This is a genomic window from Pseudomonas sp. PSB18 (assembly GCF_014596565.1).
Taxonomy (GTDB): Bacteria; Pseudomonadota; Gammaproteobacteria; order Pseudomonadales; family Pseudomonadaceae; genus Aquipseudomonas.
Genome location: NZ_NOIN01000001.1, coordinates 762,633 through 789,154, shown reverse-complemented (window position 1 = coordinate 789,154; position 26,522 = coordinate 762,633). Strand labels below are relative to the sequence as shown.

At 50.5% G+C, this 26,522-nt stretch carries 26 protein-coding genes; 18 read left to right on the top strand and 8 right to left on the bottom strand.

Annotation, left to right across the window (positions count from 1 at the left end):
• Positions 1-217 precede the first annotated feature (217 nt).
• From CGA22_RS03475 to CGA22_RS03410, 14 genes are all read left to right on the top strand, one after another.
• Positions 218-496, top strand: a complete 279-nt coding sequence (locus tag CGA22_RS03475; RefSeq protein ID WP_041024568.1) for a hypothetical protein — start codon at positions 218-220, stop codon at positions 494-496.
• 144 nt (positions 497-640) lie between these two features.
• Positions 641-931 carry an integration host factor subunit beta gene (ihfB, locus tag CGA22_RS03470; protein WP_041024569.1) on the top strand — a complete coding sequence of 97 codons (291 nt, stop codon included), beginning with the start codon at positions 641-643 and terminating at the stop codon, positions 929-931.
• A gap of 16 nt (positions 932-947) precedes the next feature.
• The gene (locus CGA22_RS03465; RefSeq protein ID WP_370444544.1) at positions 948-1,184 is read left to right on the top strand and encodes a DUF1049 domain-containing protein; all 237 of its coding nucleotides are present in this window, start codon (positions 948-950) and stop codon (positions 1,182-1,184) included.
• 1,091 nt (positions 1,185-2,275) lie between these two features.
• Positions 2,276-3,700: a lipopolysaccharide biosynthesis protein gene (locus CGA22_RS03460; RefSeq protein ID WP_188258478.1), complete on the top strand. Its 1,425-nt coding sequence runs from the start codon at positions 2,276-2,278 to the stop codon at positions 3,698-3,700.
• 158 nt (positions 3,701-3,858) lie between these two features.
• Complete coding sequence (locus CGA22_RS03455) at positions 3,859-5,070, top strand: glycosyltransferase (protein ID WP_188258477.1); 1,212 nt, start codon at positions 3,859-3,861, stop codon at positions 5,068-5,070.
• Positions 5,063-6,097, top strand: a complete 1,035-nt coding sequence (locus CGA22_RS03450; RefSeq protein ID WP_041023808.1) for a polysaccharide biosynthesis protein — start codon at positions 5,063-5,065, stop codon at positions 6,095-6,097. The genes CGA22_RS03455 and CGA22_RS03450 overlap by 8 nt, the downstream gene beginning before the upstream one ends.
• A 3-nt stretch (positions 6,098-6,100) precedes the next feature.
• Positions 6,101-7,222: a UDP-2-acetamido-2,6-beta-L-arabino-hexul-4-ose reductase gene (gene wbjC / locus CGA22_RS03445; protein WP_041023793.1), complete on the top strand. Its 1,122-nt coding sequence runs from the start codon at positions 6,101-6,103 to the stop codon at positions 7,220-7,222.
• Positions 7,223-7,319: 97 nt separating this feature from the next.
• Positions 7,320-8,450 (top strand): non-hydrolyzing UDP-N-acetylglucosamine 2-epimerase, encoded by a 1,131-nt coding sequence (gene wecB, locus CGA22_RS03440; protein ID WP_041023794.1) that lies wholly within the window; start codon positions 7,320-7,322, stop codon positions 8,448-8,450.
• A gap of 5 nt (positions 8,451-8,455) precedes the next feature.
• Positions 8,456-9,676 carry a glycosyltransferase family 4 protein gene (locus tag CGA22_RS03435; RefSeq protein WP_041023795.1) on the top strand — a complete coding sequence of 407 codons (1,221 nt, stop codon included), beginning with the start codon at positions 8,456-8,458 and terminating at the stop codon, positions 9,674-9,676.
• Positions 9,677-9,712: 36 nt separating this feature from the next.
• Complete coding sequence (locus tag CGA22_RS03430; protein WP_041023796.1) at positions 9,713-10,309, top strand: sugar transferase; 597 nt, start codon at positions 9,713-9,715, stop codon at positions 10,307-10,309.
• Positions 10,306-10,932 (top strand): acetyltransferase, encoded by a 627-nt coding sequence (locus tag CGA22_RS03425; RefSeq protein WP_084213797.1) that lies wholly within the window; start codon positions 10,306-10,308, stop codon positions 10,930-10,932. The genes CGA22_RS03430 and CGA22_RS03425 overlap by 4 nt, the downstream gene beginning before the upstream one ends.
• Before the next feature lie 83 nt (positions 10,933-11,015).
• Positions 11,016-12,194: a DegT/DnrJ/EryC1/StrS family aminotransferase gene (locus CGA22_RS03420; RefSeq protein ID WP_041023797.1), complete on the top strand. Its 1,179-nt coding sequence runs from the start codon at positions 11,016-11,018 to the stop codon at positions 12,192-12,194.
• A 279-nt stretch (positions 12,195-12,473) separates the two neighbouring features.
• Positions 12,474-14,468 carry a polysaccharide biosynthesis protein gene (locus CGA22_RS03415; protein WP_041023809.1) on the top strand — a complete coding sequence of 665 codons (1,995 nt, stop codon included), beginning with the start codon at positions 12,474-12,476 and terminating at the stop codon, positions 14,466-14,468.
• 113 nt (positions 14,469-14,581) lie between these two features.
• Entirely contained in the window at positions 14,582-14,914 is a 333-nt protein-coding gene (locus CGA22_RS03410; RefSeq protein ID WP_041023798.1) for a ComEA family DNA-binding protein, read from the top strand.
• 304 nt (positions 14,915-15,218) lie between these two features.
• On the opposite strand, the gene rffA is transcribed toward CGA22_RS03410, so the two are convergent.
• From rffA to CGA22_RS03375, 7 genes are all read right to left on the bottom strand, one after another.
• On the bottom strand, positions 15,219-16,358 hold the full coding sequence (gene rffA, locus CGA22_RS03405; RefSeq protein WP_084213798.1) for a dTDP-4-amino-4,6-dideoxygalactose transaminase: 1,140 nt from the start codon (positions 16,356-16,358) through the stop codon (positions 15,219-15,221).
• Positions 16,359-16,372: 14 nt separating this feature from the next.
• A complete protein-coding gene (locus tag CGA22_RS03400) occupies positions 16,373-17,125 on the bottom strand; it encodes a class I SAM-dependent methyltransferase (protein WP_041023799.1) in 753 nt (250 codons plus the stop codon).
• A 15-nt stretch (positions 17,126-17,140) separates the two neighbouring features.
• Complete coding sequence (locus CGA22_RS03395; protein ID WP_041023800.1) at positions 17,141-18,103, bottom strand: YbhN family protein; 963 nt, start codon at positions 18,101-18,103, stop codon at positions 17,141-17,143.
• 124 nt (positions 18,104-18,227) lie between these two features.
• The gene (locus CGA22_RS03390) at positions 18,228-18,464 is read right to left on the bottom strand and encodes an acyl carrier protein (protein ID WP_052435168.1); all 237 of its coding nucleotides are present in this window, start codon (positions 18,462-18,464) and stop codon (positions 18,228-18,230) included.
• A 181-nt stretch (positions 18,465-18,645) separates the two neighbouring features.
• Complete coding sequence (locus tag CGA22_RS03385) at positions 18,646-19,272, bottom strand: hypothetical protein (RefSeq protein ID WP_041023801.1); 627 nt, start codon at positions 19,270-19,272, stop codon at positions 18,646-18,648.
• Positions 19,272-20,168, bottom strand: coding sequence for a DapH/DapD/GlmU-related protein (locus CGA22_RS03380; RefSeq protein ID WP_041023802.1), 897 nt, complete (start codon positions 20,166-20,168; stop codon positions 19,272-19,274). Before CGA22_RS03380 ends, CGA22_RS03385 begins: the two co-directional genes overlap by 1 nt.
• A 2-nt stretch (positions 20,169-20,170) precedes the next feature.
• Positions 20,171-21,121 (bottom strand): glycosyltransferase family 2 protein, encoded by a 951-nt coding sequence (locus tag CGA22_RS03375; protein ID WP_188258476.1) that lies wholly within the window; start codon positions 21,119-21,121, stop codon positions 20,171-20,173.
• Between the two features lie 450 nt (positions 21,122-21,571).
• Between CGA22_RS03375 and CGA22_RS03370 the strand changes: the two genes are divergently transcribed.
• Both CGA22_RS03370 and CGA22_RS03365 read left to right on the top strand, forming a co-directional pair.
• Positions 21,572-23,215, top strand: a complete 1,644-nt coding sequence (locus CGA22_RS03370; RefSeq protein ID WP_041023804.1) for a hypothetical protein — start codon at positions 21,572-21,574, stop codon at positions 23,213-23,215.
• A gap of 157 nt (positions 23,216-23,372) precedes the next feature.
• Positions 23,373-24,224, top strand: a complete 852-nt coding sequence (locus tag CGA22_RS03365; protein WP_041023805.1) for an urea carboxylase-associated family protein — start codon at positions 23,373-23,375, stop codon at positions 24,222-24,224.
• Positions 24,225-24,301: 77 nt separating this feature from the next.
• Here the strand turns inward: CGA22_RS03365 and CGA22_RS03360 are convergent, their stop codons facing one another.
• Positions 24,302-24,469, bottom strand: a complete 168-nt coding sequence (locus tag CGA22_RS03360; protein WP_003183831.1) for a DUF2897 family protein — start codon at positions 24,467-24,469, stop codon at positions 24,302-24,304.
• A gap of 258 nt (positions 24,470-24,727) precedes the next feature.
• Here CGA22_RS03360 and kdpF point away from each other — a divergent pair, with 258 nt between their 5' ends.
• Both kdpF and kdpA read left to right on the top strand, forming a co-directional pair.
• Complete coding sequence (gene kdpF, locus CGA22_RS03355) at positions 24,728-24,817, top strand: K(+)-transporting ATPase subunit F (protein ID WP_003218754.1); 90 nt, start codon at positions 24,728-24,730, stop codon at positions 24,815-24,817.
• Between the two features lie 8 nt (positions 24,818-24,825).
• Complete coding sequence (gene kdpA, locus CGA22_RS03350; RefSeq protein ID WP_041023806.1) at positions 24,826-26,520, top strand: potassium-transporting ATPase subunit KdpA; 1,695 nt, start codon at positions 24,826-24,828, stop codon at positions 26,518-26,520.
• Positions 26,521-26,522: the final 2 nt, after the last annotated feature.

The window sequence follows — 26,522 nt, the reverse complement described above, 5'->3', positions numbered from 1 at the left end:
TCTGAGTTTCTGTAGAAAAGGGCGACTTCGGTCGCCCTTTTTTGTGGCTGCGATTTCGTTCATCCCTACGTTCTGTCTGGGTATGTCTCGCCAGGGGGGCTGCTACGATGAAACCAATTCTCCGATACAGCGGTCTCTTTTGTTAAGCGGATCAATTATCTATATAGCGACCAAGGTTGTTTTGGCATTGGATGGGCCTCCCGCCTATAGGACTTGAATGAACAGATTCTTTCTTGTGTTGATAGCAGTGACGCTGGCAGGTTGCTCTACAAGCGCCAAGACCCACGCAGTACGCGGTGTCAGCGGTATCGAGATCGATTGCTCGGGGTTGGGCTCCGGCTGGGAGAAGTGTCATAAGCGGGCAGCCAAGGAGTGCAAGGGGGCGGGTTATAAAGTGATTACCCGATCCGACGATGCGAAGGATGAAGACCTGTATCCCTTCGGGTTCAATCCGGCGGGTTATCTGACGCGGACGATGCTGGTTATGTGTCGATAGCGGGGAGAGCTTCTACTGCGTGCCCCGAAAAGGAGCGGTGTGGTGTGTGGAAGATTTGTCAATACTTGGGCTGTTCAAATTCCTCGGAGCATGCTAAAACCTTTCGAAGCACTGATCTAGCTGCTTGAAAAAGAAGGGAAAAATATGACGAAGTCGGAGTTGATCGAACGAATTGTCACCCATCAAGGGCTGCTCTCATCCAAGGATGTGGAGTTGGCCATCAAGACTATGCTTGAACAAATGTCCCAATGCCTGGCGACCGGAGATCGTATCGAGATCCGTGGCTTCGGCAGCTTTTCCCTGCATTACCGCGCGCCACGGGTGGGGCGTAACCCTAAGACCGGCCAGTCCGTGAGTCTTGACGGCAAATTCGTACCTCATTTCAAGCCGGGCAAGGAACTCAGGGATCGGGTGAATGAGGATGAGGAGGTATGAATGTGCTGGATCAAGAATGATGCGTAACCTCTCGCGTGCAGTACTTACCGTGTTGATATTGTTGCTGGTTTTGTTAGTTCTAGTATTTGTGCTGGAGAACCAACAGCGCTTTACTTTAGCTTTTCTAGGCTGGTCTCTACAGAACGTGCCGGTATCGATTGCTGTAATACTTGCTTTGCTCATTGGTATGGGGGTGGGACCTTCTTTCGCGTTTTTGTGCGGACGTATCAAGGGAAAACGTCACCGTTCGTGAGTTCGATCTAAGCCGGCTAGCTTTAGTTCTACGTTGGCGGGCAATACCTTGGGCCTTGATGAGGTTTTCATGATTGTGCAATGTGGTTTTCAGTTGCGGAGGTCATGGGAATCCCTTTTCCGGAAGCTTGTTTGTAAAGAGCGAATGGAGTGAGTCTGGGGTGGGATGGCCAAATAGCAAGCATGGTCAGGTGGTTCTTCGCCAGCTACCAAGGTATTAAATTTGTTCGGCCGCATCCGTGTCTATCAGGTGGAAGTTTTTTGTTCATAGCCTAGGCTCAACATTTTCCAAAGCCAAATAGTCTGAATAGCTTTCGCGACCAGGAGTACGCTGCAGATTTTTCGTGTGGCAAGTACAAGGGTCAGCGTCGCCCTACAGTTTTCCACTCTATTTGTGCGGGTACTTTAGAAACTGAACTGTCGTCGATACCATAGGCCGCTTTCTAACGTATATAAGTCGGCTGTACCTCAGCGCGTCAACGGTGCTGGGCTGGACTGGTGCCGCAATCGCACGATCAACGCCTTCTTGAATGCATGCGGCGTACTGAATAGCTTCGTTCTGTCTCTTTATCGTTGACGACGGTCAATCAGTCCTGGCAGGTGGAGGGCGGGGTCTTGCTGTTACCTACTCAACCTTTTGGGGGCGTCTAGTGCAGTTCTATGAAAAAACTACGCTCGGTCTCCAAATTGCCTCCCATTCCTAGACTCTGTACGAAAGGTCTTGAGACGAAGGTCAGGCAAGGCGAAAACAGCCGAGGAACGGCCGGGGACGCGTCCAACTGTACTGGAGTACATGAGCATCCGAGGCTGTTTTCAACACAGCATGAACGAGTATCAAGGCCTTCGTACAGAGGCTAGGAGGAGGGGCGTCGGCTGGCGGTATGGTGATTGTTTGAGGCGTCTGCTTCGGTGATCGTCTGTTCCGTCGATTTATCTCATTTTTTGCTCATGAGCAGTAGCACGGTGCCATCTTGCCCATAAATTGTAAACATGCGATCCTTTCTGAAATATTTCTAAATGAAGCTGCCTCTGTGGCTTAACATTGTTTTATCTATTCTTGTATGAGAAAAACCTTGGGTGGATCAGAGAGTTATGAGTGTTTTTCTTCAAAAGCTATTGCTCTATGTTCCGGTAAAGATGGTGCCAGCTGTATCAGGTGTTTTTTTAGTTTTCTTCCTGTATAGATCATTTCCTGAAGGGCAGTACATAAGTTATTCGGTAAGTGTATTTTGTTCTTTGATTGCTGCTCAATTATGCGCTGGTTGGGTAGGGAATTCATTCATTTATTATTATTCTGGGGTGAAGGAACGAGGCTCATTTACTTCGAATTGCATATGCATGATTTTGTTTATTGCTCCGATCGCATCTTCCCTGGCAGCAATCGTATCTGTATTTTTTGTCGTTGGGGAAGGTTTTTTTGTCTATGTCTGGTTGTTGTGTTTTAGTCAGATTTTATTCTTTTTCCTTTCGTCGACGTGTCAAGCGGGCTTCTTGGTAAAGCAGCAACTTGTCGCCGTTCTTCTACAGACCCTTACCCAGATTGGATTGGTAATGCTTTTTTTTAGGTATGTAGATATTGATTTCAGGTACGCCCTGCTCGCATCGGTGGCCGGCTATACTGTTTCAGTTCTATATATGCTTTTCTGTGTATTGCGTTTTTATAAGGTTTCCAATCCGTTCTCAAGTGTTGAGCTATTTAAGCATGATTTCAAGCTTGTCTATCAATATGGTGCCGCGCTTTCGCCATGGATTCTAGGCATGTTGGTGATGGCGGGGGCTGATCGCTTTGCAATAGGACATTATGGAGTTGAATATGGGGACTCATATTTATCTTTAAAAGATCTTTTTGTTGGTGGTGCAGGGCTTCTAAGCATGCCTCTGTTGATGATGGTTCACCCATTTGTAATTAACAAGTTTCGGGAGGGCAAATTTGCTATAGAAATTATAGAGAGTTCTTCCAGCTTGCTGATTGTGGCATTTTCTCTTTTGTGGTGCGTTCTGTACTTTGTCGGTTTTGAGTTTTTTGAGCGAATGACGGGCAAAAAAATTGGAACTTCTATAATAATTATTTTCTATGCCTTTTTGGGAGTTTTCTTGAATAGTACGGCTGTTTATTTTCAAAAGCGGCTTGAGGTGCATAGACGGATGAAATTGCTTGCATATCTTTCACTGGGGGCCGCGATTATGTCCATTGGATTGGCTTGGGTTGGTGGAATGTTATGGGGGCTTTATGGCATATCCTTGGGTGTGCTCCTGGCTCAATTTATTTATTTTGGCTTCGTCGTTGCCAGTATGTATAAACGGCTCAATGTGTACAAAGCTTTTACATTTCCTATGATAGTGTCATCTTTGGCTTTTTCTGTGGGTTATGCTTTGCATTTAAGTTTGCAACTTGAATGGGGGGATAGTCTTTGGTGGAAAGTGTCCATCTATTGGATAGTAGGCTTTTCGATTGTTTCGCTTATTTCCTTCTGGAAGGGCGTTAGGTGGGGTGAGTTCATGAAGGCTACCCTATAATCGGTATACGTTATCACGTTGGTTCGGTAGGGTTTCGGTGGCTGGATATTCGCCTTGTTGCTGCATGTTATGCGTACGTATTTATTTGGTTGGTTCGTGTTGCATGGGTGCGCAGGCAGATGGCTTTGGTCGCTCTGGTTAGTTTCAAGAAGGTCGGGATGAGAAAAAATATTGTCTTGTTGGGGTTCTATGTTGGGGACGAGTATTTTGAGAAGTACTCAAAAGGTGATTCCTTTCCTCAAGTAGCTGCATATAAGCTTGAGGGTAGATTCCTCGACGCTATGCGCTTGGGTGGTGCTTTCGTAAATACCGTTGCGAGCATTGCGGTCTCTACATATCCACGAAATAAAAGGATATTTTTTCCTGGTATGCAGAAGGTCAGTAGCGAAGGCAGTTGCCGTATTGTCCCTCTTCTCAATCTGCCGATGCTAAAAATGTTCAGTCGCCTGCTCGGGACTCTCTATGGACTCTTTCGTCTGCGAAAATCCAAAACAGATATGGTTTGCGTTTACGCTGCTCATACGCCAAACCTGGTCGCTGCGTATGTATTCCGTAAATTCCTGGGCGTTAATTATTTTGTTTATATACCTGACCTTCCCATTTATATGGATATGGGAGTAGGCAGGCTCCTTGTTACGAGGGTCTTAAAAAAGATAGATAGTTGGTTGATCGATAATCTGATTTCTCGATCCGCGGGAGTTTTTGTTGCTAGTGAGTATATGGTTGCTGATAGTTCTAGGTGGTCGAAAAAACCGTTCATGGTTCTTGAAGGTATCGTCAACTCAGCAAGCGAAGCATCTCACAATGTACCCAAGGAAGAAGAGAGCGGCATCATTTTCTATGCCGGAGGCCTCAGTAAAGCCTATGGAATTGTAGAGTTGGTCGAAGGCTTTATTAAGGCGAATACTGGCTACGAGCTTTGGCTGTGTGGTCGCGGTGAACTGGAATCATATCTTTCAGAAGTGTCTAAGTGTCATTCGTCAATTAAATATTTAGGCTTCTTGAGTGCAAAAGAGGTTGAGAGTATACAGGCTAGGGCGGCGTGTTTGATTTTAACCAGGAATCCGCAAGAACGTTACACACGGTACTCATTCCCTTCCAAGCTGCTGGAGTACATGGCCAGCGGGATACCTGTTCTCACCACGCGACTTGACGGAATACCCAAAGAGTATTTTGAGTTCTTAAATGTTATTGAGGACTCCACGTCTGAAGGGATCTGCGCGGCGTTGACAGATTTTTGCGCGGCTAATCGACAGGTTTTGTTCAAAAAGGCGGAATATGGTAGAGTCTGGCTTCTGAGGAATAAGTCCAGCTCTGCCGTCGGACGAAAAATTATAAGTTTTATGGAGGAAAAAAATGACCATTTTTAACGGTAAGAAATTGTTGATCACCGGCGGGACTGGTTCTTTTGGTAATGCGGTACTTAAACGGTTTTTGAATACTGATATCGCTGAGATTCGTATCTTTAGTCGAGATGAAAAGAAGCAGGATGATATGCGTAAGATCTACGCAAATCCAAAGCTGAAATTTTATATTGGCGATGTGCGTGATTATCAAAGTGTCTTGAGCGCAACTCGTGGAGTAGACTATGTCTTTCATGCTGCCGCTTTAAAACAAGTGCCCTCGTGTGAATTTCATCCAATGGAAGCGGTGAAGACAAACGTCTTGGGTACTGAAAACGTTTTGGAGGCTGCGATTCAGAACGATGTCAAGCGCATAGTTTGCTTGAGCACCGACAAGGCTGTTTACCCGATCAATGCGATGGGTATTTCAAAGGCCATGATGGAAAAGGTGATGGTTGCCAAGTCGCGCAGTGCTGACGATGAGAAGACCGTGATCTGTGGTACGCGCTACGGCAATGTAATGGCGTCACGCGGCTCGGTGATACCTTTGTTCATTCAGCAGATTCGTGATGGGAAGCCTTTGACCCTAACTGATCCGAGCATGACCCGCTTCATGATGACGTTGGCCGATGCGGTGGACTTGGTGTTGTATGCTTTTCAGCATGGTAACAATGGCGATCTGTTCGTACAGAAAGCACCAGCAGCGACGGTAGAAACGCTTGCCAGGGCGTTAACGCAGATGCTTAAAGTTCCAGAGCATCCGATCCAGGTCATTGGTACTCGGCATGGTGAGAAGCTTTACGAAGCATTGCTGAGTCGGGAGGAGATGGCTTGTGCCGAAGACCGCGGTGATTATTTCCGAGTACCGCCTGATCTGCGTGATTTGAACTACTCAAAATTCGTAGAGGAAGGTGAAGAAAAAATATCTCACTCGGAAGATTACAACTCCCATAACACTACTCAGTTGGATGTGGAGGGTATGAAAGAGCTATTGCTTAAGCTTAATTTCATGCGCGCAATTCAACGCGGCGAACAAGCAACACCTGAGGAGTAGGAAATGAAGGTGCTAATTACCGGCTCCAACGGATTTATCGGTAAGAATCTCATAGCGCACCTAGGTGAGCGCAGCGACGTAGAAATCCTGCGATTTACTCGAGAGGATGACGTTGCTCAATTACCTAGCTTGCTCACGCAAGTGGATTTTGTATTCCATTTGGCGGGTGTTAATCGTCCGCAGAATCCCGAAGAGTTCAAGGCTGGTAACACCGACTTGACTCGCGCAATTTGTGATGCTGTAGCGCTGAGCGGTCGCTCGATTCCTGTCCTTTATACCTCTTCTAGTCAGGCCGAGCTGGACAATGCTTACGGTAATAGTAAACGCGGAGCTGAAGCGGCGTTGACCGAACTGGCCGATAATTACGGTATAAAGGTCTACGTATTCAGACTGCCAAATGTTTTTGGTAAGTGGGCACGTCCTAACTATAACTCTGCTGTTGCTACGTTTTGTCATAATACTGTTCAGGGCTTGCCAATACAGATTCACGATGCTCAGGCGAAAATTGATCTTGTCTATATAGATGATGTTGTCAGGCACTTCATTGCCGCGATGGATGGGCTGCTTTCATCTGGGCGCTTTGCTACCGTAGAGCCTACGTACACTATTAGTGTAGGGGCACTGGCAAAGCAGCTGGAGGCATTTCGTGATAGCCGAGATACGTTAATTACTGAGCCAGTGGGGAAAGGGTTGATAAGGGCTCTTTACTCTACCTACGTCAGTTATCTTCCCCCGGATCGCTTTACTTATGAAGTTCCCAAGTATGGAGATTCTCGGGGTGTATTTGTTGAGATGCTAAAAACGGCTGATAGCGGTCAGTTCTCATATTTTACAGCTCATCCTGGAATCACTCGCGGTGGGCATTACCATCATTCGAAAACTGAAAAATTTCTGGTGATTAAAGGTACGGCATGTTTTAGATTTCGCCATATTGTTTCCGGTGAATTTTACGAGTTATTCACATCGGGTGAAAAGCCGGAAATAGTGGAAACTGTTCCGGGGTGGACTCACGACATCACGAATGTGGGGGGGGAGGAGATGATAGTCATGCTTTGGGCCAATGAGATTTTTGATCGCGAGCTCCCGGATACCTACACTCGTCCAGTAGCTACGTCTATTCAATAAGGCTTTTAATTATAAGAGTTTCAGCTTGGATTCGTTGATTTGTTGTGGTCTCGATGGATTCATGGTTGTTTAATTATTATTCAGCGTGGTTTCTGAAATGAAAAAATTAAAGGTTGTAACTGTCGTAGGGACCCGTCCAGAGATCATTCGTTTGTCGCGTGTGATGGCCGCCTTGGATCAGTATTGTGATCATATTCTTGTTCACACTGGGCAGAATTATGATTACGAATTGAACGAGATTTTTTTCCAGGATCTAGGTATCCGAAAGCCTGATCACTTTTTGAACGCGGCGGGTGCAAGCGGGGCCGAAACAATAGGTAATGTAATCATTGGCGTCGACCGACTTCTGTCTGAAGTGTTGCCTGAAGCTCTGTTGGTACTGGGTGATACAAATAGTTGTATGGCCGTGATTCCGGCAAAGCGACGGAAAATTCCGACGTTTCATATGGAAGCCGGTAACCGTTGCTTTGACATGCGTGTACCTGAAGAAATCAACCGTCGAATTGTCGACCATACTGCCGATATTAATCTGACTTACAGTACGATTGCACGTGATTATCTCCTTCGGGAGGGGCTCTCGCCTGATATGGTTATAAAAACCGGTAGTCCTATGTTTGAGGTGTTAAATTATTATCGTGAGGGTATTGAAGAGTCAGATGTTCTTTCTCGCCTTGGCTTGGAAAAGGGCAAGTTTTTCGTAGTCAGTGCACATCGCGAGGAAAATATTGATTCGGATAAAAATTTCGGCAAGCTGGTCGAGACTCTTAATGGCGTCGCTGAGCATTATGGATATCCGGTTATCGTCTCCACGCATCCGCGTACAAAAAAACGAGTTGATGAGCTCGGCGTGAAGTTTCATTCAAATGTCCAGCTACTCAAGCCTCTCGGTTTCAAGGATTATAACAAGTTGCAGTTGGAGTCCAAGGCGGTTCTGTCCGACAGTGGCACCATCAACGAAGAGTCCTCTATTCTTAACTTCCCGGCGTTGAATATTCGGGAGGCGCATGAGCGTCCTGAGGGGATGGAGGAAGCTGCTGTAATGATGGTAGGCCTGGAGATCGAGCGTGTGATGCAGGGCTTACACGTACTGGAAGAACAAAGTCGCGGTGCGGAGCGCAGCATGCGGCTTGTTTCAGACTATAGTATGCCAAATGTAGCAGAGAAAGTAGTGCGTATCATACATAGCTACCGCGACTATGTGATGCGGACCGTCTGGAGAAGGTATTAATACGCATGGCTATTCGTGTGTTGCTGCTCACGCAGTGGTTTGATCCTGAGCCGACTTTCAAAGGACTGGTTTTTGCTCGTGAGTTGGTTGCGCAGGGCTTTGAAGTTGAAGTCGTCACGGGGTTTCCCAATTATCCAGGTGGTAAGTTGTATCCTGGCTATAAAATTAAAGCACTTCAACGAGAAGTGATTGACGGTATCCTTATAACGCGTGTGCCGCTCTATCCGAGCCATGGGCAGAGTGGTATTGGGCGGGTGCTGAACTATGTTAGTTTTGCAGCCAGCGCCCTGTTCTATGGGCTTCTTCGCGCAAAGAAGCCTGATGTCATTTACGCTTACCATCCTCCGTTGACGGTCGGAATTGCAGCGGCACTCATTCGTTTTTTTCGACGAGTACCGGTGGTATACGACATTCAGGATATGTGGCCAGACACGCTCAAAGCTACGGGGATGTTCTCCAGCGAAAAGCTCTTGAAAATTGTCTCAAGCGTGTGCAGCTGGGTTTATCGACATGTGGATCAGATCGTGGTGTTGTCGCCAGGGTTCAAACGTTTGTTAATTGAGCGGGGGGTGCCCAAGCAAAAAATCGATGTGATATACAACTGGTGTGCAGAGGACTTGGTTAGTTCTAGTTCGGTAAGCCTTCCTGATCAATTTCCAGAGACCACTAAGTTTCGAATATTATTTGCTGGAAATATGGGCAAGGCACAGTCGCTGGATACAGTTATTGAAGCTGCTCAGTTGCTGCGGGAAAAAAACAAACAAGTGGCGTTTGTTTTTCTCGGTGGCGGAGTAGAGGCCTCGAGGTTGGAGGCACTTGTCGAAAGGGAAAAGCTACAGGATATTTTTTTTCTGCCAGCCGTTCCTATGTCTGAAGTAGGTGCTTATTTAGCCGGCGCTGATGCATTGCTTGTGCATTTGAAGAAAGATCCGTTGTTCAGGATCACCATTCCTTCCAAAACCCAGGCATATATGGCGGCTGGGAAGCCAATATTGATGGCTGTGGAAGGTGATGCGGCTGACCTCATACGCGATGCTGGTTGTGGTGTTGTCAGTGAGTCAGACAATCCCCGGGCGCTTGCTGAGGCTATCATTGGGTTGATGGAAGTTTCCGAGGAGGGGCGTGCTCTGATGGCTGAAAATGGACAGACGTTTTATCGTAAGGAACTGTCCTTGCAGGTAGGTGTTGAACGTTTTGCGGCACACTTCAGGCGATTATCGAAATAGAATCTGAATAGTAAGCTGTTTTTCCATGGAGCTCCGATGTTAAAACGTGTCTTCGATATTGTGGCCTCCTTGGCCGGATTGATTGTCCTGTCTCCCGTGATAGCGATCGTCGCGTACTTGATTCACAAGCGATTAGGATCACCGATTCTGTTCCGTCAAGTGAGGCCCGGTCTTGGAGGTATACCTTTTGAGATGGTGAAATTTCGTACTATGCGAGATGCCATGGATGCTAAAGGTCACCCGCTACCTGACTCTGAACGTATGACGGACTTTGGCAGATTTCTTCGGTCGAGTAGTCTGGATGAGTTGCCTGAGCTCTGGAATGTGATCAAGGGAGATATGAGCCTGGTTGGGCCACGTCCGCTGCTGATGGAATATCTGCCTCTGTACGATGAGATGCAAGTCCGTAGGCACGATGTACGTCCAGGCGTGACCGGTTGGGCTCAAATAAACGGTCGCAATGCTTTGTCTTGGGACGAAAAATTTCAGCTTGATGTTTGGTATGTAGAAAATCAGTCATTGTGGCTTGATCTTAAAATTATCTTCCTCACGCTAAAAAAGGTACTGATCCGCGACGGAATCAGTGCCGAGGGCGAAGTTACAATGCCCAGGTTCACGGGTTCAAAGAAATGAAGAGGTTGGCGATTCTTGGGGCGAGTGGCCATGGGAAGGTTGTCGCCGACACAGCAGAGTGCTGCGGATGGCAAGCTATCGAGTTCTTTGACGATGCGTGGCCAAGCGTCAGTTCCATCGGGGTATGGCCGGTAGTTGGTAACACCGAAGATCTAGTTGCTCGCGTGGAGGAGTTCGACGGTGTACTGGTGGCTATTGGCAACAACCGAATTCGGCGGAATAAAATTGACGAGCTAAAAGCTTCTGGTGCGAGACTGCCAGTACTGGTGCATCCTTCGTCCACTGTAAGTCGATACGCTGACATCGGTCCTGGAAGCGTCGTATTCGCGTCTGCGGTAGTCAATGCCTACGCCTCTGTTGGTGGAGGAGCGATCCTGAACACCGGCTGTAGTGTCGATCACGACTGCGTTCTTGGTTTATGTGTGCATGTCAGTCCAGGCGCTCGACTGGCGGGGGCCGTAAGCGTCGGTGATGGAAGCTGGATTGGTATCGGAGCGAGTGTCAGGCAGGTGCTCAGCATCGGCGTTAACGTAACGGTGGGAGCAGGCTCCACGGTGGTGTGTGATATATCTGATAACATGACAGTGGTAGGGACACCCGCTCGTGAGATTGTCAGCCCCTGAGCTTTACCAATGAATCCGCAAGACGGACTGGCCGTTTGAGTTTTCGACGATTCTTTATTAATTCTGGATGACAGGTAAAAAACGTGTTGAATACTCCATTTTCTCCTTGGCCTTCGTTCACAGAGGAAGAGGCCAATGCCGTTCGTGATGTAGTGTTGTCCAATAAGGTCAACTACTGGACTGGACAAGAGTGTCGCGAGTTTGAGAAGGAGTTCGCCGCTTGGGCTGGCACAGCGCACGCTGTCGCCCTGACGAACGGCACCGTTGCGCTTGATCTCGCTTTGAAGGCTCTTGATATTGGCCCTGGAGACGAGGTCATCGTCACCCCTCGAACCTTTCTTGCTTCAGTTTCCAGCATCGTCAATGCCGGGGCGGTTCCCATTTTCGCCGAGGTGGATCGGGATACCCAGAACATAACGGCAGAGACTATCCAGTCGGTGTTGACGCCTCGGACCCGGGGAATAATCTGTGTTCATCTTGCTGGGTGGCCTTGTGATATGGATCCGATCATGGAACTCGCCTCCCTTCATGGTCTCAAGGTAATCGAAGACTGCGCTCAAGCACACGGTGCTAGGTATAAGGGGCGGGCTGTTGGTTCCATTGGTCATATAGGAGCTTGGTCATTCTGCCAGGACAAGATCATGACCACCGGCGGTGAAGGTGGGATGGTCACGACGAATGATCGAGACCTTTGGTTGAAAATGTGGTCATACAAGGACCATGGCAAGAGTTGGAATGCGATCTACGAACGTGAGCATCAACCAGGATTCCGCTGGTTACATGAAAGCTTTGGTACGAATTGGCGTATGCTGGAATTGCAGGCCGTCGTGGGGCGAATACAGCTTCGTCGCATGCAGGAATGGCACGACAGCCGGATCCGTAATGCTGAACGTATCTGGTCGCATGCCCGGGAGTTGAAAGGTTTACGGGTGCCCGATGTTCCTGAGGATCATGTCCATGCTGCATATAAATGCTATGTCTTTGTAGAGCCGCAGCAGTTGAAGTCCGATTGGAATCGTGACCGTATCATTGCCGAAATCAATGCTCTGGGAGTGCCATGCTTTTCAGGCTCTTGCTCTGAAGTCTATCTAGAGAAAGCTTTTGACGACACGGGGTGGCGGCCTGAGGTACGGCTGCCTGTGGCCAAGGAACTGGGCGAGACTAGCCTGATGTTCCTGGTGCATCCAACGCTTACTGATATGGAGATCCAAAAAACATGCGAAGTGATGCGGATAGTGCTGCAACAAGCTTGTAAGTGCTGAGGATCCAGCCGAAGCTTGATCTGAATCGCCGTATTCGCCTCGGAGGCCTACTGGTTCGAGATGCTGGCGATTTGCCGAGGTTGCTGAGATGGGATCTGTCCCATCGGATCATTCATTATCGATGGTGAGTAAATACATTGACTGGCGCAGAGTTTACGAAGCGTGTTGTGTTTTCGTTTTACTGTGCTAATCAGGATTCATGGCGTGACGGGTACGCTAGGAAAAGTATGCTCGTGACAGATAATCAATAGGGGCGTTTTCGAGGTGTTCGACAGGTTTATGGATAAGTTACGCACATTTTTGCTGGGCCTGCCACGTCGTCATAAACGGCTTATTCAAGTGTCCACTGACGTCGTTCTGGTATGGGTCGCATTGTGGCTTTCCTTTTTGGTTCGCCTTGGCCTTGATGATATGGTCAATCCGCTTGTCGCCCATACTTGGTTGTTCCTGAGTGCTCCGATAGTTGCCATCCCTCTGTTTATACGCTTTGGCATGTATCGTGCGGTAATGCGCTATTTTGGTAATGACGCGCTTGTCGCCATTATTAAAGCCGTGACCCTTTCATCATTGGTTCTGGGTTTGGTCCTATATTGGTATAGCAATCATCAGAATATCGTGCCGCGGTCCATAATTTTTAATTATTGGTGGCTGAGTTTAATAATGATTGGCGGATTGCGGCTGGCCATGCGTCAATATTTTCTGGGGGATTGGTTCGCCGCCGCGCAACATGTGCCGTTCGCTAACCGGGATGACGGACTGCCAAGAGTTGCAATCTTCGGTGCGGGAGCTGCAGGAAATCAGTTAGTTGCAGCATTACGAATGGGGCGTGTCATGCGTCCTGTCGCTTTCATTGATGATGATAGCAGTATTGCTGATCGAGTTATTTCCGGACTGCAAGTTTACAAGCCCAAACACATAGAACAGATGATTGAAGAGACAGGCGCGCAAGAAATATTGCTCGCGATACCCTCCGCCACACGGGGGCGTCGGCGGGAGATACTTGGTTTTTTGGAAGGGTTTCCCCTTCATGTCCGTAGTGTTCCTGGCTTCATGGACCTCGCCAGCGGTCGTGTTAAAGTTGATGATATTCAGGAAGTTGATATAGCAGACCTGCTGGGTCGAGATGCGGTGCCGGCGTTAAAGAGTTTATTGCAGCGCTGCATCACAGATCAGTCGGTATTAGTTACTGGTGCCGGCGGCTCGATCGGTTCCGAGCTATGCCGGCAGATATTACTATTGAACCCGAAGACGCTTATTCTTTTTGAGCATAGCGAATTTAATCTTTACAGTATTCTTTCGGAGTTAGAGCAGCGTGTCGAGCGTGAGTCGCTGAATGTTCGCCTATTTCCTATCCTCGGATCTGTGCGAAATCAGGAAAAACTGCTGGATGTGATGAAAACGTGGAAGGTGAATACGGTTTACCACGCAGCCGCCTATAAGCACGTCCCTATGGTCGAGCATAATATCGCGGAAGGGGTGTTGAATAACGTCATTGGAACGTTATATACGGCTCAAGCCGCGCTGCAGGCAGGGGTCGAGAATTTTGTCCTGATATCCACTGATAAGGCTGTGCGCCCTACGAATGTAATGGGCAGTACCAAACGGCTCGCCGAGTTGACTCTGCAAGCACTTAGTTGCGAAAAGGCGCCAGTGTTGTTTGGCGATAGAACTTGCGTCTCCAGAGTCAACAAAACCCGCTTCACTATGGTCAGGTTCGGCAACGTATTGGGGTCGTCCGGCTCGGTTATTCCTCTTTTTCATAAGCAGATCAAATCTGGCGGTCCCCTGACGGTCACTCACCCTAAAATCACTCGCTATTTCATGACGATTCCTGAGGCTTCTCAACTTGTCATCCAGGCTGGGTCAATGGGGCAGGGAGGAGATGTTTTTGTTCTCGATATGGGCGAGCCGGTGAAAATAGTGGAACTGGCGGAAAAGATGATTCATCTGTCGGGGCTAAGTGTGCGATCTGAAAAAAATCCTCATGGAGATATCGCTATCCAGTTCACGGGGCTTCGCCCAGGTGAGAAGCTATATGAGGAGTTGTTGATTGGGGATAACGTCGAGGCGACACAACACCCAATGATCATGAGGGCCACGGAAAGCTACCTTTCATGGGATGTGCTCAAGGTAAAGCTGGACGAATTGCTGACGGCTATCGATCAATACGATTACGCTCGAGTCCGGCAACTCCTGCGAGATACAGTCAGTGGCTATGCTCCTGAAGGTGAAATCGTGGACTGGATTTATCAACAGCGCCGCGTCGAACCCTGATTGTTACACAGATTGTAACGTACGAATTTTTGACAGTGCCCCATTCTCGCCTAGGTTTAGGAAGCAGCTTCGGAGAGCTGCTACTTTCTTAACGATGTCATGGAGCTTCATTAATGCGTACAAGCTATTTCTCCTCCTTGGTTTTTGCCCTTCTGACCAGCGCTTCAATAGCTGTTGTCGCCGCACCGGCCGCCAATTCGGAAGCTGTGTCGTCGCCGCTGGTCACACAAGCGGCAGCGTCTGTTCCCGGGAGAATCGATCTTAACAGTGCTGACGCCGCGACCCTGCAACGAGAGCTTGCGGGGGTTGGCAAGGCGAAGGCTGACGCGATTGTTGCTTATCGCGAAAGTAATGGACCGTTTTCATCGGTAGAAGAGTTGCTTGAGGTTAAAGGGATTGGCAAGTCTATTGTAGACAGGAATCGCGACAAGCTGGAGGTGAATTGAGATACAGTCGCCCTAGCGAAAAAAGCCGGTCTTGACGACCGGCTTTTTTGCATGTCGGCCCAACGTAGGCGCAATCTTGGTAAGCGCTCCATGAACCCCACTTTCACAGCTACGCCGTGACCTCGGCTGTTGTACTCCCCATTTCTTTCCAGGGCCAGGCTGTCATGACTCAGCGTTCAACAGGATGAGGTCATTGCGTTTCTCCTGACCTCAATCTATCGAATCGTTAGATGCGGACCCGCATGCCGATTTCTGTCTTCGTACCTTTGCGATTGCAGAGAAGCCACACGGCGCGTGGCGCTCTTCAAGAAATCGCGCGTTCTAGTGAGTCGACGATGCCCGCCAACTGCTCCTTGGTCAGCCCCATCCACAGCGGTAGGCGGATCAAGCGTTCCGATAGGTTGTCTGTATTTGTCATCACGCCATGGCTGCGTCCGTAACGCACCCCTGCCGGTGAGGAGTGCAACGGCACGTAGTGGAACACCGAGTAAATATTGTCGTGCTTGAGTTTATCAATCGTGCGTTGACGGTCGATGCCGGGAGCAAGCAAAACATAATACATGTGCGCATTGTGTGTGCAATTTGTCGGAATGATCGGGCGACGTAACGCGCCTAACGATTCGAGTCCTTCGAATGCTTGGTGATAGTAGTTCCAGCTATCCAGGCGGTTTTGTGTAATCGACTGTGCTTCTTCCAGCTGTGCCCAAAGAAAAGCAGCGGTCAACTCACCTGGTAGATACGAGGAACCAACCTCTTGCCAGGTGTACTTGTCAACCTCACCCCTGAAAAAGCGACTTCGGTCCGTACCTTTCTCTCGGATGATCTCCGCGCGTAACGACATGGACGGATCATTAACCAATAGCGCTCCTCCTTCACCGGAAATCACGTTCTTGGTTTCATGGAAGCTGTAAGCCCCTAAGTCCCCGATGCTGCCTAGGGCCCTTCCCTTATATGAGGACATGACTCCCTGCGCGGCATCTTCGACCACATGAAGACCATGCCGACGGGCGATCTCCATTATCGTGTCCATTTCACACGCGACTCCTGCGTAGTGAACCGCAACGATTGCCTTGGTGCGAGGTGTGATCGCGGCTTCAATCAACCTTTCGTCCAAATTTAAAGTGTCTTCTCTGATATCTACAAACACGGGTATCCCACCGCGCAACACAAATGCATTAGCGGTGGAAACGAATGTGTAAGACGGCATGATGACTTCGTCCCCAGGCTGAATATCCAGCAGTAGCGCGGACATTTCCAAGGCTGCAGTGCATGAGTGTGTCAATAATACTTTTTCGCTGTGGCTATATTGTTCCAGCCACTGATGGCAACGCCGGGTGAAGGGGCCGTCACCAGAGAGTTTATTGAGGAATTTTGCTTCGGCGATATAGTAAAGCTCTTTACCCGTCATGTAAGGGCGATTAAAGGGGATTTTAAAGTCGCTCACTGCATGTCTCCGGATTATTGTTTCCTAGCTAACAACAGGAGCGAGCCCCCGAAGGGGAACGTGATACCTGCCTTTAAAAAAACAAGCTCTACCTTCATGACGAGCTCCAAGATCCGATTAGTTCGCTCGGAAATATTGAACTCGCTGTTCACTTCTGCATCCTTTTGTCCAGTACGCTGCCTGGCCAACCACATCAGGGGAACAAGAAAACTAACAAAAGATGTAGCATATCGAATTTCAAAACCCGCGCCTTTCACTTTGGCGATCAGTTCGCGACGAGTATAGCGGCGTACATGACAGGCACGTTCATCAGCCGCAGACCAAAGCCATTTGTGCTGGGGAACAGTCAGCAATAAATGCCCATTTTTATGCAGTGCGCGTGAAAGATTCGTCAGGACCTGCTCGTCTTCTTCTATATGCTCGATGACATCAAAAGCGCCAATCACGTCGAATCCTTCTACATCGGTCATGGTGCGAGCGTCGAGCTTTTCAAAGTTTGCCTTGGGCAACCGTCGACGTGCATGCGCCAAGCCTTCTTCGTAAAACTCAGTTCCATGAAGGGTTGCCTCGGGGTACGCCTGGTGAATGCCTTCGAGCACAAAGCCAGTGCCGCAACCAATCTCCAGAAAATTGTGAATGTTGCCGATACGAGATTTCAATATCCACATAATTACGCGGTTACGGGCCCGAAACCACCAATGGCGTGCCTCAGCCAGGGCAAGTACTTCGAAGGCGGACTTGGGAAACGGGTTGCGATCTGAGTTCATTGACCAAGCTCTCTGTTAATTGGTGCGCTTCAGACGATTGTCCCGAATGGTATCCCACAAATAAATAACTCCTCCGCAAGCGGCGGGGATTAGTACCATCAGCGCGTAGTTTGCAAGGGAAGCGCTTACGGCTATGTTGGCCGGTACGTCTAGCAAACCATAAAAATATACAAAAAAACCTTCCCGCACGCCGAGCCCGCCAATGGTCAATGGAATCATGGTCAGGATAGCAATGACAGGATATAACGCGAAGTGTTGAACGAAGGGGATGTTGTAACCGTACGCTCGAAACACCAGATATACTACCGTTATCAAAGATACTTGGTAGCATAGGATATAGGGTAAAGAATTTCTAAGTGCTCGTTGATAAGGAAAGCTAACCATGCCGGCGTGAAATTTTTCTATATATCCTAATAGACGGGACAGTAGCGAGTTCTGAAAAACGAGATGGCTATAGAAGGCGTGTATTTTTCTACTGCTGAATAGAATTTGTGTGCTTATAGCGATGCAACTGATAACGAAAACGGTAATGATGAGAGAAGTATAGTTTTCTGAGCTCGGTAGGAAAGGCAGGGCGCAAAGGGTAAGAGCGCATAGCACCAATAGGCCTATCATCCTTTCAATGATGACGGTGCTGCCAGCCGTGCCCCGCTTATCCGGATGACGCCGTTCGATATGGAACATACGAAAAGCGTCTCCGCCCTGTGACGATGGGAAGACCAACCCTTGAAACTGAGAGATCAAGCTCATCTTCCATAAGCTGGGTAACGCTTCGTCAATTGAGTTAAGTCGTAAAAATACTTGCCAGCGACTGATGGAAAAAAACGAGCTTAGCGTCAGGGGGATGCCCGCAGCCAACGCAAGATAATGCCATGCTTTAACATCATCAACTAATGATGCTAGCTGGATATCCAGTGTTTTTGCCAAGAAGACACAAATTAAAATGGCAAAAATCAGCTTTAAGAGCGTTGCAGGCATGCGGGCTGCTCAATGGTTGAAGAAGCGATCACTTCGCTAAACGCAGAGGAAGTGCCTGTACAGTCGGTGAACATGCCAAGTAGTTGTTTGCACGATATTTCACCTTGAGCGTTGATCCTGCCGCTTATGATTGTTTTGAGTCTATATAGCTGATCAGGTCATTTAATGTTTTAAGGTTTTCAATGTCGCTGTCGGGTATCTGGATCTGGTAATGATCCTGGATCGCAAGCATGATGGCGAAAATGTCCATGGAGTCAATTCCCTGGTCGACCAATCTCAGGTTGTCACGTAATGACGAGGCGTCAGCTCCAACATTGGCATTGCTAATGAGTTCGATGATCGTTTCTTTTGTTGTTGGCACGGTGGTGTTTCCTTGTGCTGGTTTCTGGTGTCATCCGGTCAGGATTTAGGCCGGGATGATGACGCAACGGCTAAAGGCGAGTTCGCGGCGGGCACGAAGCTCAAGGCTGAGGATTTTGCCACAATCCAAGCAGTCCCGGGGCTGTCCTGCATGCAGCTCGCGACCTTATCCCCGGCAGCCTTCAATCGACCTTGAGGGCGCTGAAGTAAATGGTTCCGATCTGTTCCGCACCGAGTTCGATGCAAGTACGGCTCAATCGGGTGCCCAGGGTTTGTTCGATCGTCAGCTCCACCCCGCTCAAGTCATGACTCAACGGCCATTTGGGGCTTTCCCAGCGACAGAAAACCCACTGGCAACCGGTGGGTAGGCACAGTTCTTTGAGATGTAACGCCTTGTTCAGGTATATCAGCACTTCTATCGAGGAAAAGTCTGCTGGCATGTTCGTCAGGCTAATCGAATGCCTGGCATCGGAGTAACGGCAGTTGCTTTCGATCAGTGACTCGTCATAGGCGCGTCGATCTTCGGCAAGTCCTTCGGCCTGAGTCAATCTACCTTCATGTTCAACGCCATCGAGGTAAAAGGTGAAGTTGGCGATATCTTTGCCCGCTGGTGCCTGGGGAGTGGATCTTGGCCACCAACAACAATTGAGCAAATGACTGGTCATCGTACCTATTTTGAAGTCGAGCTTTTCGATTCGTGCGTGCGGCGTGTGATCCATGATGGATTGCATTGTGGCGTTGAGCATGTCGGAGCCATGTACATAAGTCCGTTTGCCCTTGAAACCCAATGAAAGTTCAATGGAATGCATCACTTCAATTTCCCCAGATGGGCCGTCATGTTCGCTCTATGATTGATCGCGAAGTTTCCGGACACAACGCTATGTGGTGCGATGTCGCTGATGACTACCGAGCCCATCTTTATTTGTACCGCATCCCCGATCACCAGACCCTGGGCGATGGAGCAGGACGCACCGACCCATACGCCTGCTCCCAAGCGAGAGCGCCCGGCGACTACGGTATTGCCAGATACCACGCAATTTTTGCCAATCACCGCGCCGTGACCAATATTGCTCATGATGCCAATCTGGCAATTATCGTGGATGGTGGTCGGTTGCTGGAATAAGGAACGTGCAATCACCGCGCCAGCGAGTACTTGACAGCCCGATCCGATGCGTACTCCACCCTGATGCTTGACCATCATCAGTGTGCCGTCGCCGTCGCGCAGGGTGATGAGGCCCTCAGCGCCCACTACGGCATTCGAACCGATGAAAACGTTGTCTCCGATCTCGACAGGACCTTCAATGACAACATTCGCTGAAACTTCGACGTTGTTGCCCAGTCTGGCCAATGGCGAGATAACGGCGCTGGGGTGTAGCTTGCAGTTGTCTCCGATGATGGGGGGAGGCGGAGTTGCGTATCCAGCATCTTGGTTGAAGCTGTTGTAGAGACGAAAAAAGGTGGTGCGAGGGTCGATGCAGAATACAATGGTTTTTTCTGTATCCCTTACTTCATCTTTAAGATTTTCAGGGCATAGAATACAGGCCACGTTAACGGCGGCCAGCGCTTTATGCAGGTAATGAATGTTCTGACAGTACACTAATGCGCCTGGTGCCTGTGCTTCAATTTCGTCGAGGTGCGTAAAGAAACCGCTATTTAAAGTATCTTCGGTTGGAAAGTAATCCGTGACTCGATAGGCGGAGGTCATTATTAATCTACATGCTCTTCGATAATGGGGAACTGGCTAAGGTGAGTTGCGTTTTCTACCAGCCTCCCGAGGTACTCACCCTGTACGCCCAAAGCCAAGAGTATGTTACCGGTGAGAAAGGACACAAGGATAGCAAGTGATGCCCAGCCGGGTACGACATGATCGGTCAATAAGGTGCGTAGCAGCACGAATATGGCGAAGAAAATGCTCGACGCACTGACCATGAATCCCCAAATCACCACATAGCGCAATGGCAGCAGCGAATAGTTGATGATGAGGAACGACAGCGTTTTGAACATCTTGCCTAAAGTGTAGGTGCTTGGACCGCCGTCCGCGCGCGGTGCATGACGGATGGTCACATTAGCCATCATGCTGAGGGGCACCGAATTGAACAGCATTGCGGCGATATGGGGATGTGATCCTTGATACCTGGCTAACTGTTTCGCCACTTGCTGGCTCATCGCCCTGTAGCTCGAAAGACCGAAATCGGTCGGTTTGCCCAACACCTTGCTGACTAGTTTCTGGTTAAGCCAGGAGGCCAGATTACGCCAGGCACTGTGTTGTTTTTCGGCCATCGGTATCTTGCCGATTACGACATGCTTGCCGGCCTGGAGCTGGTCGATGAAGAGCGACAGGTCTTCAGGAAAACACTGCAGGTCATCATCAATCGTCACGACATAGCGTTTGCACGCGTAGCTGATGCCACACAGGGTGGCGTGTTGCTGCCCTTTGTTCCTTGCGAAGCGAATGACTTTGACCCGCGGATCCTGTTCGTGGAGCGCGAGTGCCGCAAACCAAGTCTGATCCGGACTCGCATCGTCCACCAGAATAATCTCCCAGTCATCGCAAGTCTGCTCCAGGGCTGCTTGGGCACGTGCGTAAAACTCCGGGAGCGTACTCATGCTCTTATAAACGGGTACAACCAAGCTGACTGAAACGGTTCTATCGATCACCTTGAGCTTCATCCTGACCATTGGATTGAACGATGACACAGGCTGCCGATGCGTCCTGCATGGATGTTACGGGCTTGTAGATTCGCTGCTTTTCGCTTGGCTGTGCACGCCATGTTGCAGCCGATTGGATCGGCGTCAGGCTTACCTGCCACTGGCGTCGCTCGACTTCAGGCAGTCATTGATGGAGCCTCAGTGGATCTTCGGAAAAAAAGGAAGGATTTTAAGCCATGGAAGAGATGGTGTCACGTCACGGGGAGGCGATGCTTCTTCAGTTGGAGCAGGGGCCAGTTGGTGTCCGAAGCGTTACCTCGAGTGAATGTCACGGCAAATAGTGTGGCTCGACGGACACATGATAGGTTCGGTCTCGGGATTCGGCTATCATAGGCGCCGACGAGTAAACCTCTATTGACGAAGATGGAAAGACCATCTTGATTCGACCGGATGTCATGAATGAGAGAAGTGTTAATAAGAAAAATCCAGATTCTTTATCTGGTATTGTTTTTTGCAGTATTATTGAGTGGGATATTTCTCCCGATATATTCCGATGAGGTGGTGACAAAGTTCCGAATTGCGCGTTTTTTTCTTGAGGAAGGTAATTCGGTTACCTTGTTTCCACAATGTACGGCCACCACCGGGCGAGCGGTAGCTTGGATATTTTATCCGGTGGCGATGTTTCTGTCGGCTGTATATGCCCACCTCGGGCCGCTTGGCCTGCGGATAAGCGGTATTTTTTTAGCGTTGATATGGTTCGGTTTGCTGGCTTATTGGTGTTTGCGCCAGGCGCACGACTTGGGAGCAGCGGTCCAACGTTTTGCTGGATTAGTCGCAGTGGCATCACTGGGTGTCTTGCCTTTCTTGTGGGTTATGTCGCGTCCGGAGCACCTTCTGGTGCTGGCGATTCTGGTGCTCTGTTTGTCTGCACTGTTCTTAAAGAAAGGAAAGTCTCCACGTGCCCAAGTGGCGATGGCGATAGGGTTAGCCTTTTTGCTGTCTTTCTTCTTCTATGCTCATCCCAAAAGCTTGTTTTACATGCCGTTTGCGCTGGCGGCCGTCTGGTCGGCGACGGCTACCTACCATAAGGTGATTCGTTATGGCCTGCTGCTATTCGTCTTTGCCCTATGCGTTCAGGTTGTCCTGTATTTCGGTGCACTGGGGGGCTGTCAGGATGCTCCCTATGTAAAACAGATGTTAGCGGCTAACACCCTATTGCCGGGCATGTTGTTCAGCGCGCCCTTTGAGTTCCTCAGTGCTGCCTATAACAATTTAATAAGCTTTCCTGAGCGGATGTTGCCGCATTTGACCTTTAATGCAACTTACCAATCCGGTTGGCTGCCTCCGATTAGGGATGGTTTTGGAGCACTGCCATACCTTAATTTTGCCATTGAATATGTCCTGTATGCATTTATAGTCGTGACTCACGTTCTAAGTGTTCTGGTGTTTTTGTTGCAAGTATTCCGTCGACGAATCACTGTCCCGGTGGTGTTGGCGCTATTGTTGGTCGGGGCAAATGTGAGCAACGCATTTTTTTACAATATCCAGAATTTCTATGCTGGCGTTCAATTCGTGCCGGTCTCCATTATCATCGCGGCCTTATTGATGCATACCCGGCGCGTAGCGACGCTGAGCAACGTATCTGTACTGACAGCTTATTCACTTCTATTGCTCCTGGCGACGGCGTCGCTGGTAACATTGTCGGTGCTCGTTACGCCAGGACTCGTTGGCAATGCAGCTTTTACCCAGTCAAGCTTGCCTGGGCAGCCGTTGTCGATTCCGGTGTTTGGTATACAGCCTCATTTGGAATCAATTACAAAGTTGGGCGCATCATGCAATATACCTGCGCAGTCAGCAGAGAATGTTGTCGTTGATCACATGACGTATTTTGCCTATCTGCGCGATAAGCAACCGATCCACGTGCTTTATGTGTCCGAAATTGGCTATGGCGGCGACTTGAGTAACGGCAAGTTATTGCCGTTTCTAAAAGGACTAAACAGTCCAGGGTTGATCACCCGGTGCGAATGGGTACCGTATCCTTTCAGGGAGGCGCAGGAAAAAGATGACAAAGGTTATTGCTGTGTCAATTTCGGCAAGCTCTGACGGGCACTGGTCTTGATTACAATCATCCCGGGAATCGCTGACGGGAAAAGAGACCGACGAGATTTGTTCAGGGCCCGTCGCGCCCTGGAGCTTCAGGCCATCCTGGGCAGTGCAACTGCTGACTCCCACCCATCACACCTGATCAAGGACCTGCGCTATGTATAAAGACTACCCAGCCGCCTACCAAGTCAGCAAAGGCTCAGCCTTGCAGGTGGACAAGCCCTTCTACGACCGGATCCGCACCCAACAGGACAAGCGCACGCTGATCGAGCAATTCGAAGTGCCGATCCGCACCGGCCGTGCCTGGCATGTGCCGGCCGGGCACGTGTTCCGCGTCACCACTCCGGTAGGTCCGCAGGTGGGCGATTTCAACGTCTGGAACGCTCACGATCCGCGGGAGCGCTTGTGGGCGGCGCGCACTCGGCAACTGCAAGGCGCTCATGTCAGCACTCATGACCGGCTCTGGTCGAACCTGCCTTTCTTGAGACCCCTGGTGACCATCACCGATGACAGCCTGGCCGGCTACGGCATCGACGAGCATGGCGGGCGGCTACACGATTTGCTGGGGACCCGTTGTGACCCCTACGTGAACAGGATGCTGACCGGTGAGGATTTCCATCATCACTGCCATTCGAACCTGACCCGTGCGGTATTGCCTCACGGTCTTACGGAGTTCGACGTGCACGATGTGCTGAATATTTTCCAGTGCACCGGGCTCAACCATGACGACATGTACTTCATGAAGGCCTGTCCGGCGCAGAAGGGCGATTATCTGGAGTTTTTTGCCGAGATCGACCTGCTCTGTGCCTTATCCACTTGCCCTGGTGGTGACTTGTCGTTGGCGATGTGGGGGCCGGATGCACAGGATCCTCTCAGCGTCTGTCGTCCGCTGGGCGTGGAGATCTATCGGTTGGAGGATTCATTGCTGGATGGCTGGAGCCAGCCCGAGCGAGCGGCCTACAAGGGGCTGCATGGCTTGCAGATTGCCAAGGCGGATTGGGAGAAATAACACTTCCTTTGTGGCGAGGGGCGGCGCGACGTTTCGCTAATCCCCTCGCCACAAAAAAGCGGTGACAGCTCAAGCCATCAACGATCCTTGGCCTCCTTCGCATCCATCTCCGCATTCCTCTCGGCCACGCGCTTACGTTGCTCATCAGTCAGTTCGACCTTGTTCGCGGTGTCGCGCAGCATCATCAGGCCTCCGACGATCGAGCCGATTGCAACGATCAAAATCAGCCAGGCATACCAGGGCATAGGACTCTCCTTGAGGGCGGGCCAGTGGGCGTCGTTCACCCAATCCGCCACACCTACCACTTATGAGCGAAGGTTGCTCGCAGTGGTTCAATACTACCCCTGTTCTAGCGGATGCATCTCATAACGCGATCGTCAGGTCATCGCTCATTCTTTACGAATTCTTTATCCCTCGACCCCACCCTCGGTCTCGTTCCTTTACAGCCTCCCTGCCGACAATCACTCCACACGCGGCCCGACGCCGCACCACGGAGAAACCCCATGAGTGTCCTGGACGGGGTGTCATTGCTGCTGGCAGTGGCGCTGTTTATCTATCTGCTGGTTGCGCTGTTGCGCGCGGACCGGAACTAGGAGCGGTTATGCACGGTTATGACTATGGGCTGATCCTCGCCTTCTTCGCGCTGGTGCTGATTCCGGCCCCATTGCTCGGGCGGTTCTATTACAAGGTCATGGAGGGGCAGCGCACCTGGCTTTCGCCGGTCCTCGGGCCGCTGGAGCGAGGCTGTTATCGGCTGTCGGGAGTGGATCCGCAGGTGGAGCAGAGCTGGCAGCAATACACCCTGGCGTTGCTCGCCTTCAACCTGACGGGTTTCGTGTTGCTGTTCGCGATGCTGCTGTTGCAGGGGCACTTGCCGCTCAACACCGAGCAAGTGCCCGGCATGGAATGGACTCAGGCCTTCAATACGGCCGTGAGTTTCATGACCAACACCAACTGGCAGTCCTACAGCGGTGAAGCATCCCTGAGCTACCTGAGCCAGATGATAGGTCTCACTGTGCAGAATTTTGTCAGCGCTGCCACCGGCCTGGCTGTGCTGGTGGCGCTGTGTCGCGGGATCGGGCGTAAATCGGCCAGGACCCTTGGCAATTTCTGGGTCGACATGACCCGGGCCACCCTCTACGGGTTGTTGCCGCTGTGCCTGTTGCTGGCGCTGTTCCTGGTGTGGCAGGGCGTGCCGCAGACGTTCGCGCACTATGTGCACGGGGTGACGATGCAAGGGGCTGACCAGGTGATCCCGCTGGGCCCGGCTGCGAGCCAGATTGCGATCAAGCAACTGGGCACCAATGGCGGCGGTTTCTTCGGCGTCAACTCGGCGCATCCGTTCGAGAACCCGACGGCCTGGAGCAACCTGTTCGAGCTCGCTTCGATCATCCTGATTCCCGCCGCGCTGGTGTTCACGTTCGGCCACTACGTCAAGGATCTGCGTCAGAGTCGGGCGATCATTGCCTGCATGCTCGCGCTTTTCTTGATCGGCGGCGCGACTTCGTTGTGGGCCGAGTACCAACCCAATCCGGCATTGGCCAATGTGGCTGTGGAGCAGACCGCACCGCTGGAAGGCAAGGAGGCGCGTTTCGGCACCACCGCCACGGTGTTGTGGTCGGTGACCACCACGGCGGCGTCCAACGGCTCGGTCAACGCCATGCACGACAGCCTCAACCCCCTCAGCGGCATGGTCGCGCTGGTGAACATGATGGTCGGCGAAGTGATTTTCGGTGGCGTCGGGGCCGGGCTCTACGGGATGTTGCTGAACGTGCTGATCGCGGTGTTCCTGGCCGGCTTGATGATTGGCCGCACCCCGGAATACCTGGGCAAGAAACTGGGTGCCCGGGAAGTGCAACTGCTGGTGGTAACCCTGCTGGTCATGCCTGTGAGCGTACTGGTGCTGGGCGCCGTCGCCGCAAGCCTGCCCGGGCCTGCCGCTGCGGTGAGCAACCCAGGCGCCCATGGTTTCAGCCAGTTGCTGTATGCCTATACGTCGGCGGGGGCCAACAACGGTTCGGCGTTCGGCGGATTTGGTGCGAACACGCCGTTCCATAACCTGATGCTGGGCTTGGGCATGTTGATCGGCCGCTTTGGCTACATCCTGCCGGTGCTGGCGTTGGCCGGCAGTCTGGCACTGAAGAAAACCGCCCCGATCGGCCAGAACAGTTTCCCCACCCACGGCCCGTTGTTCGTGACCTTGCTGACCGTGACCATTTTGCTGGTGGGCGGCCTGACCTTCCTGCCGACCCTGGCCCTGGGCCCGATTGCCGAACACCTGAGCATGGGCTTCTGAGG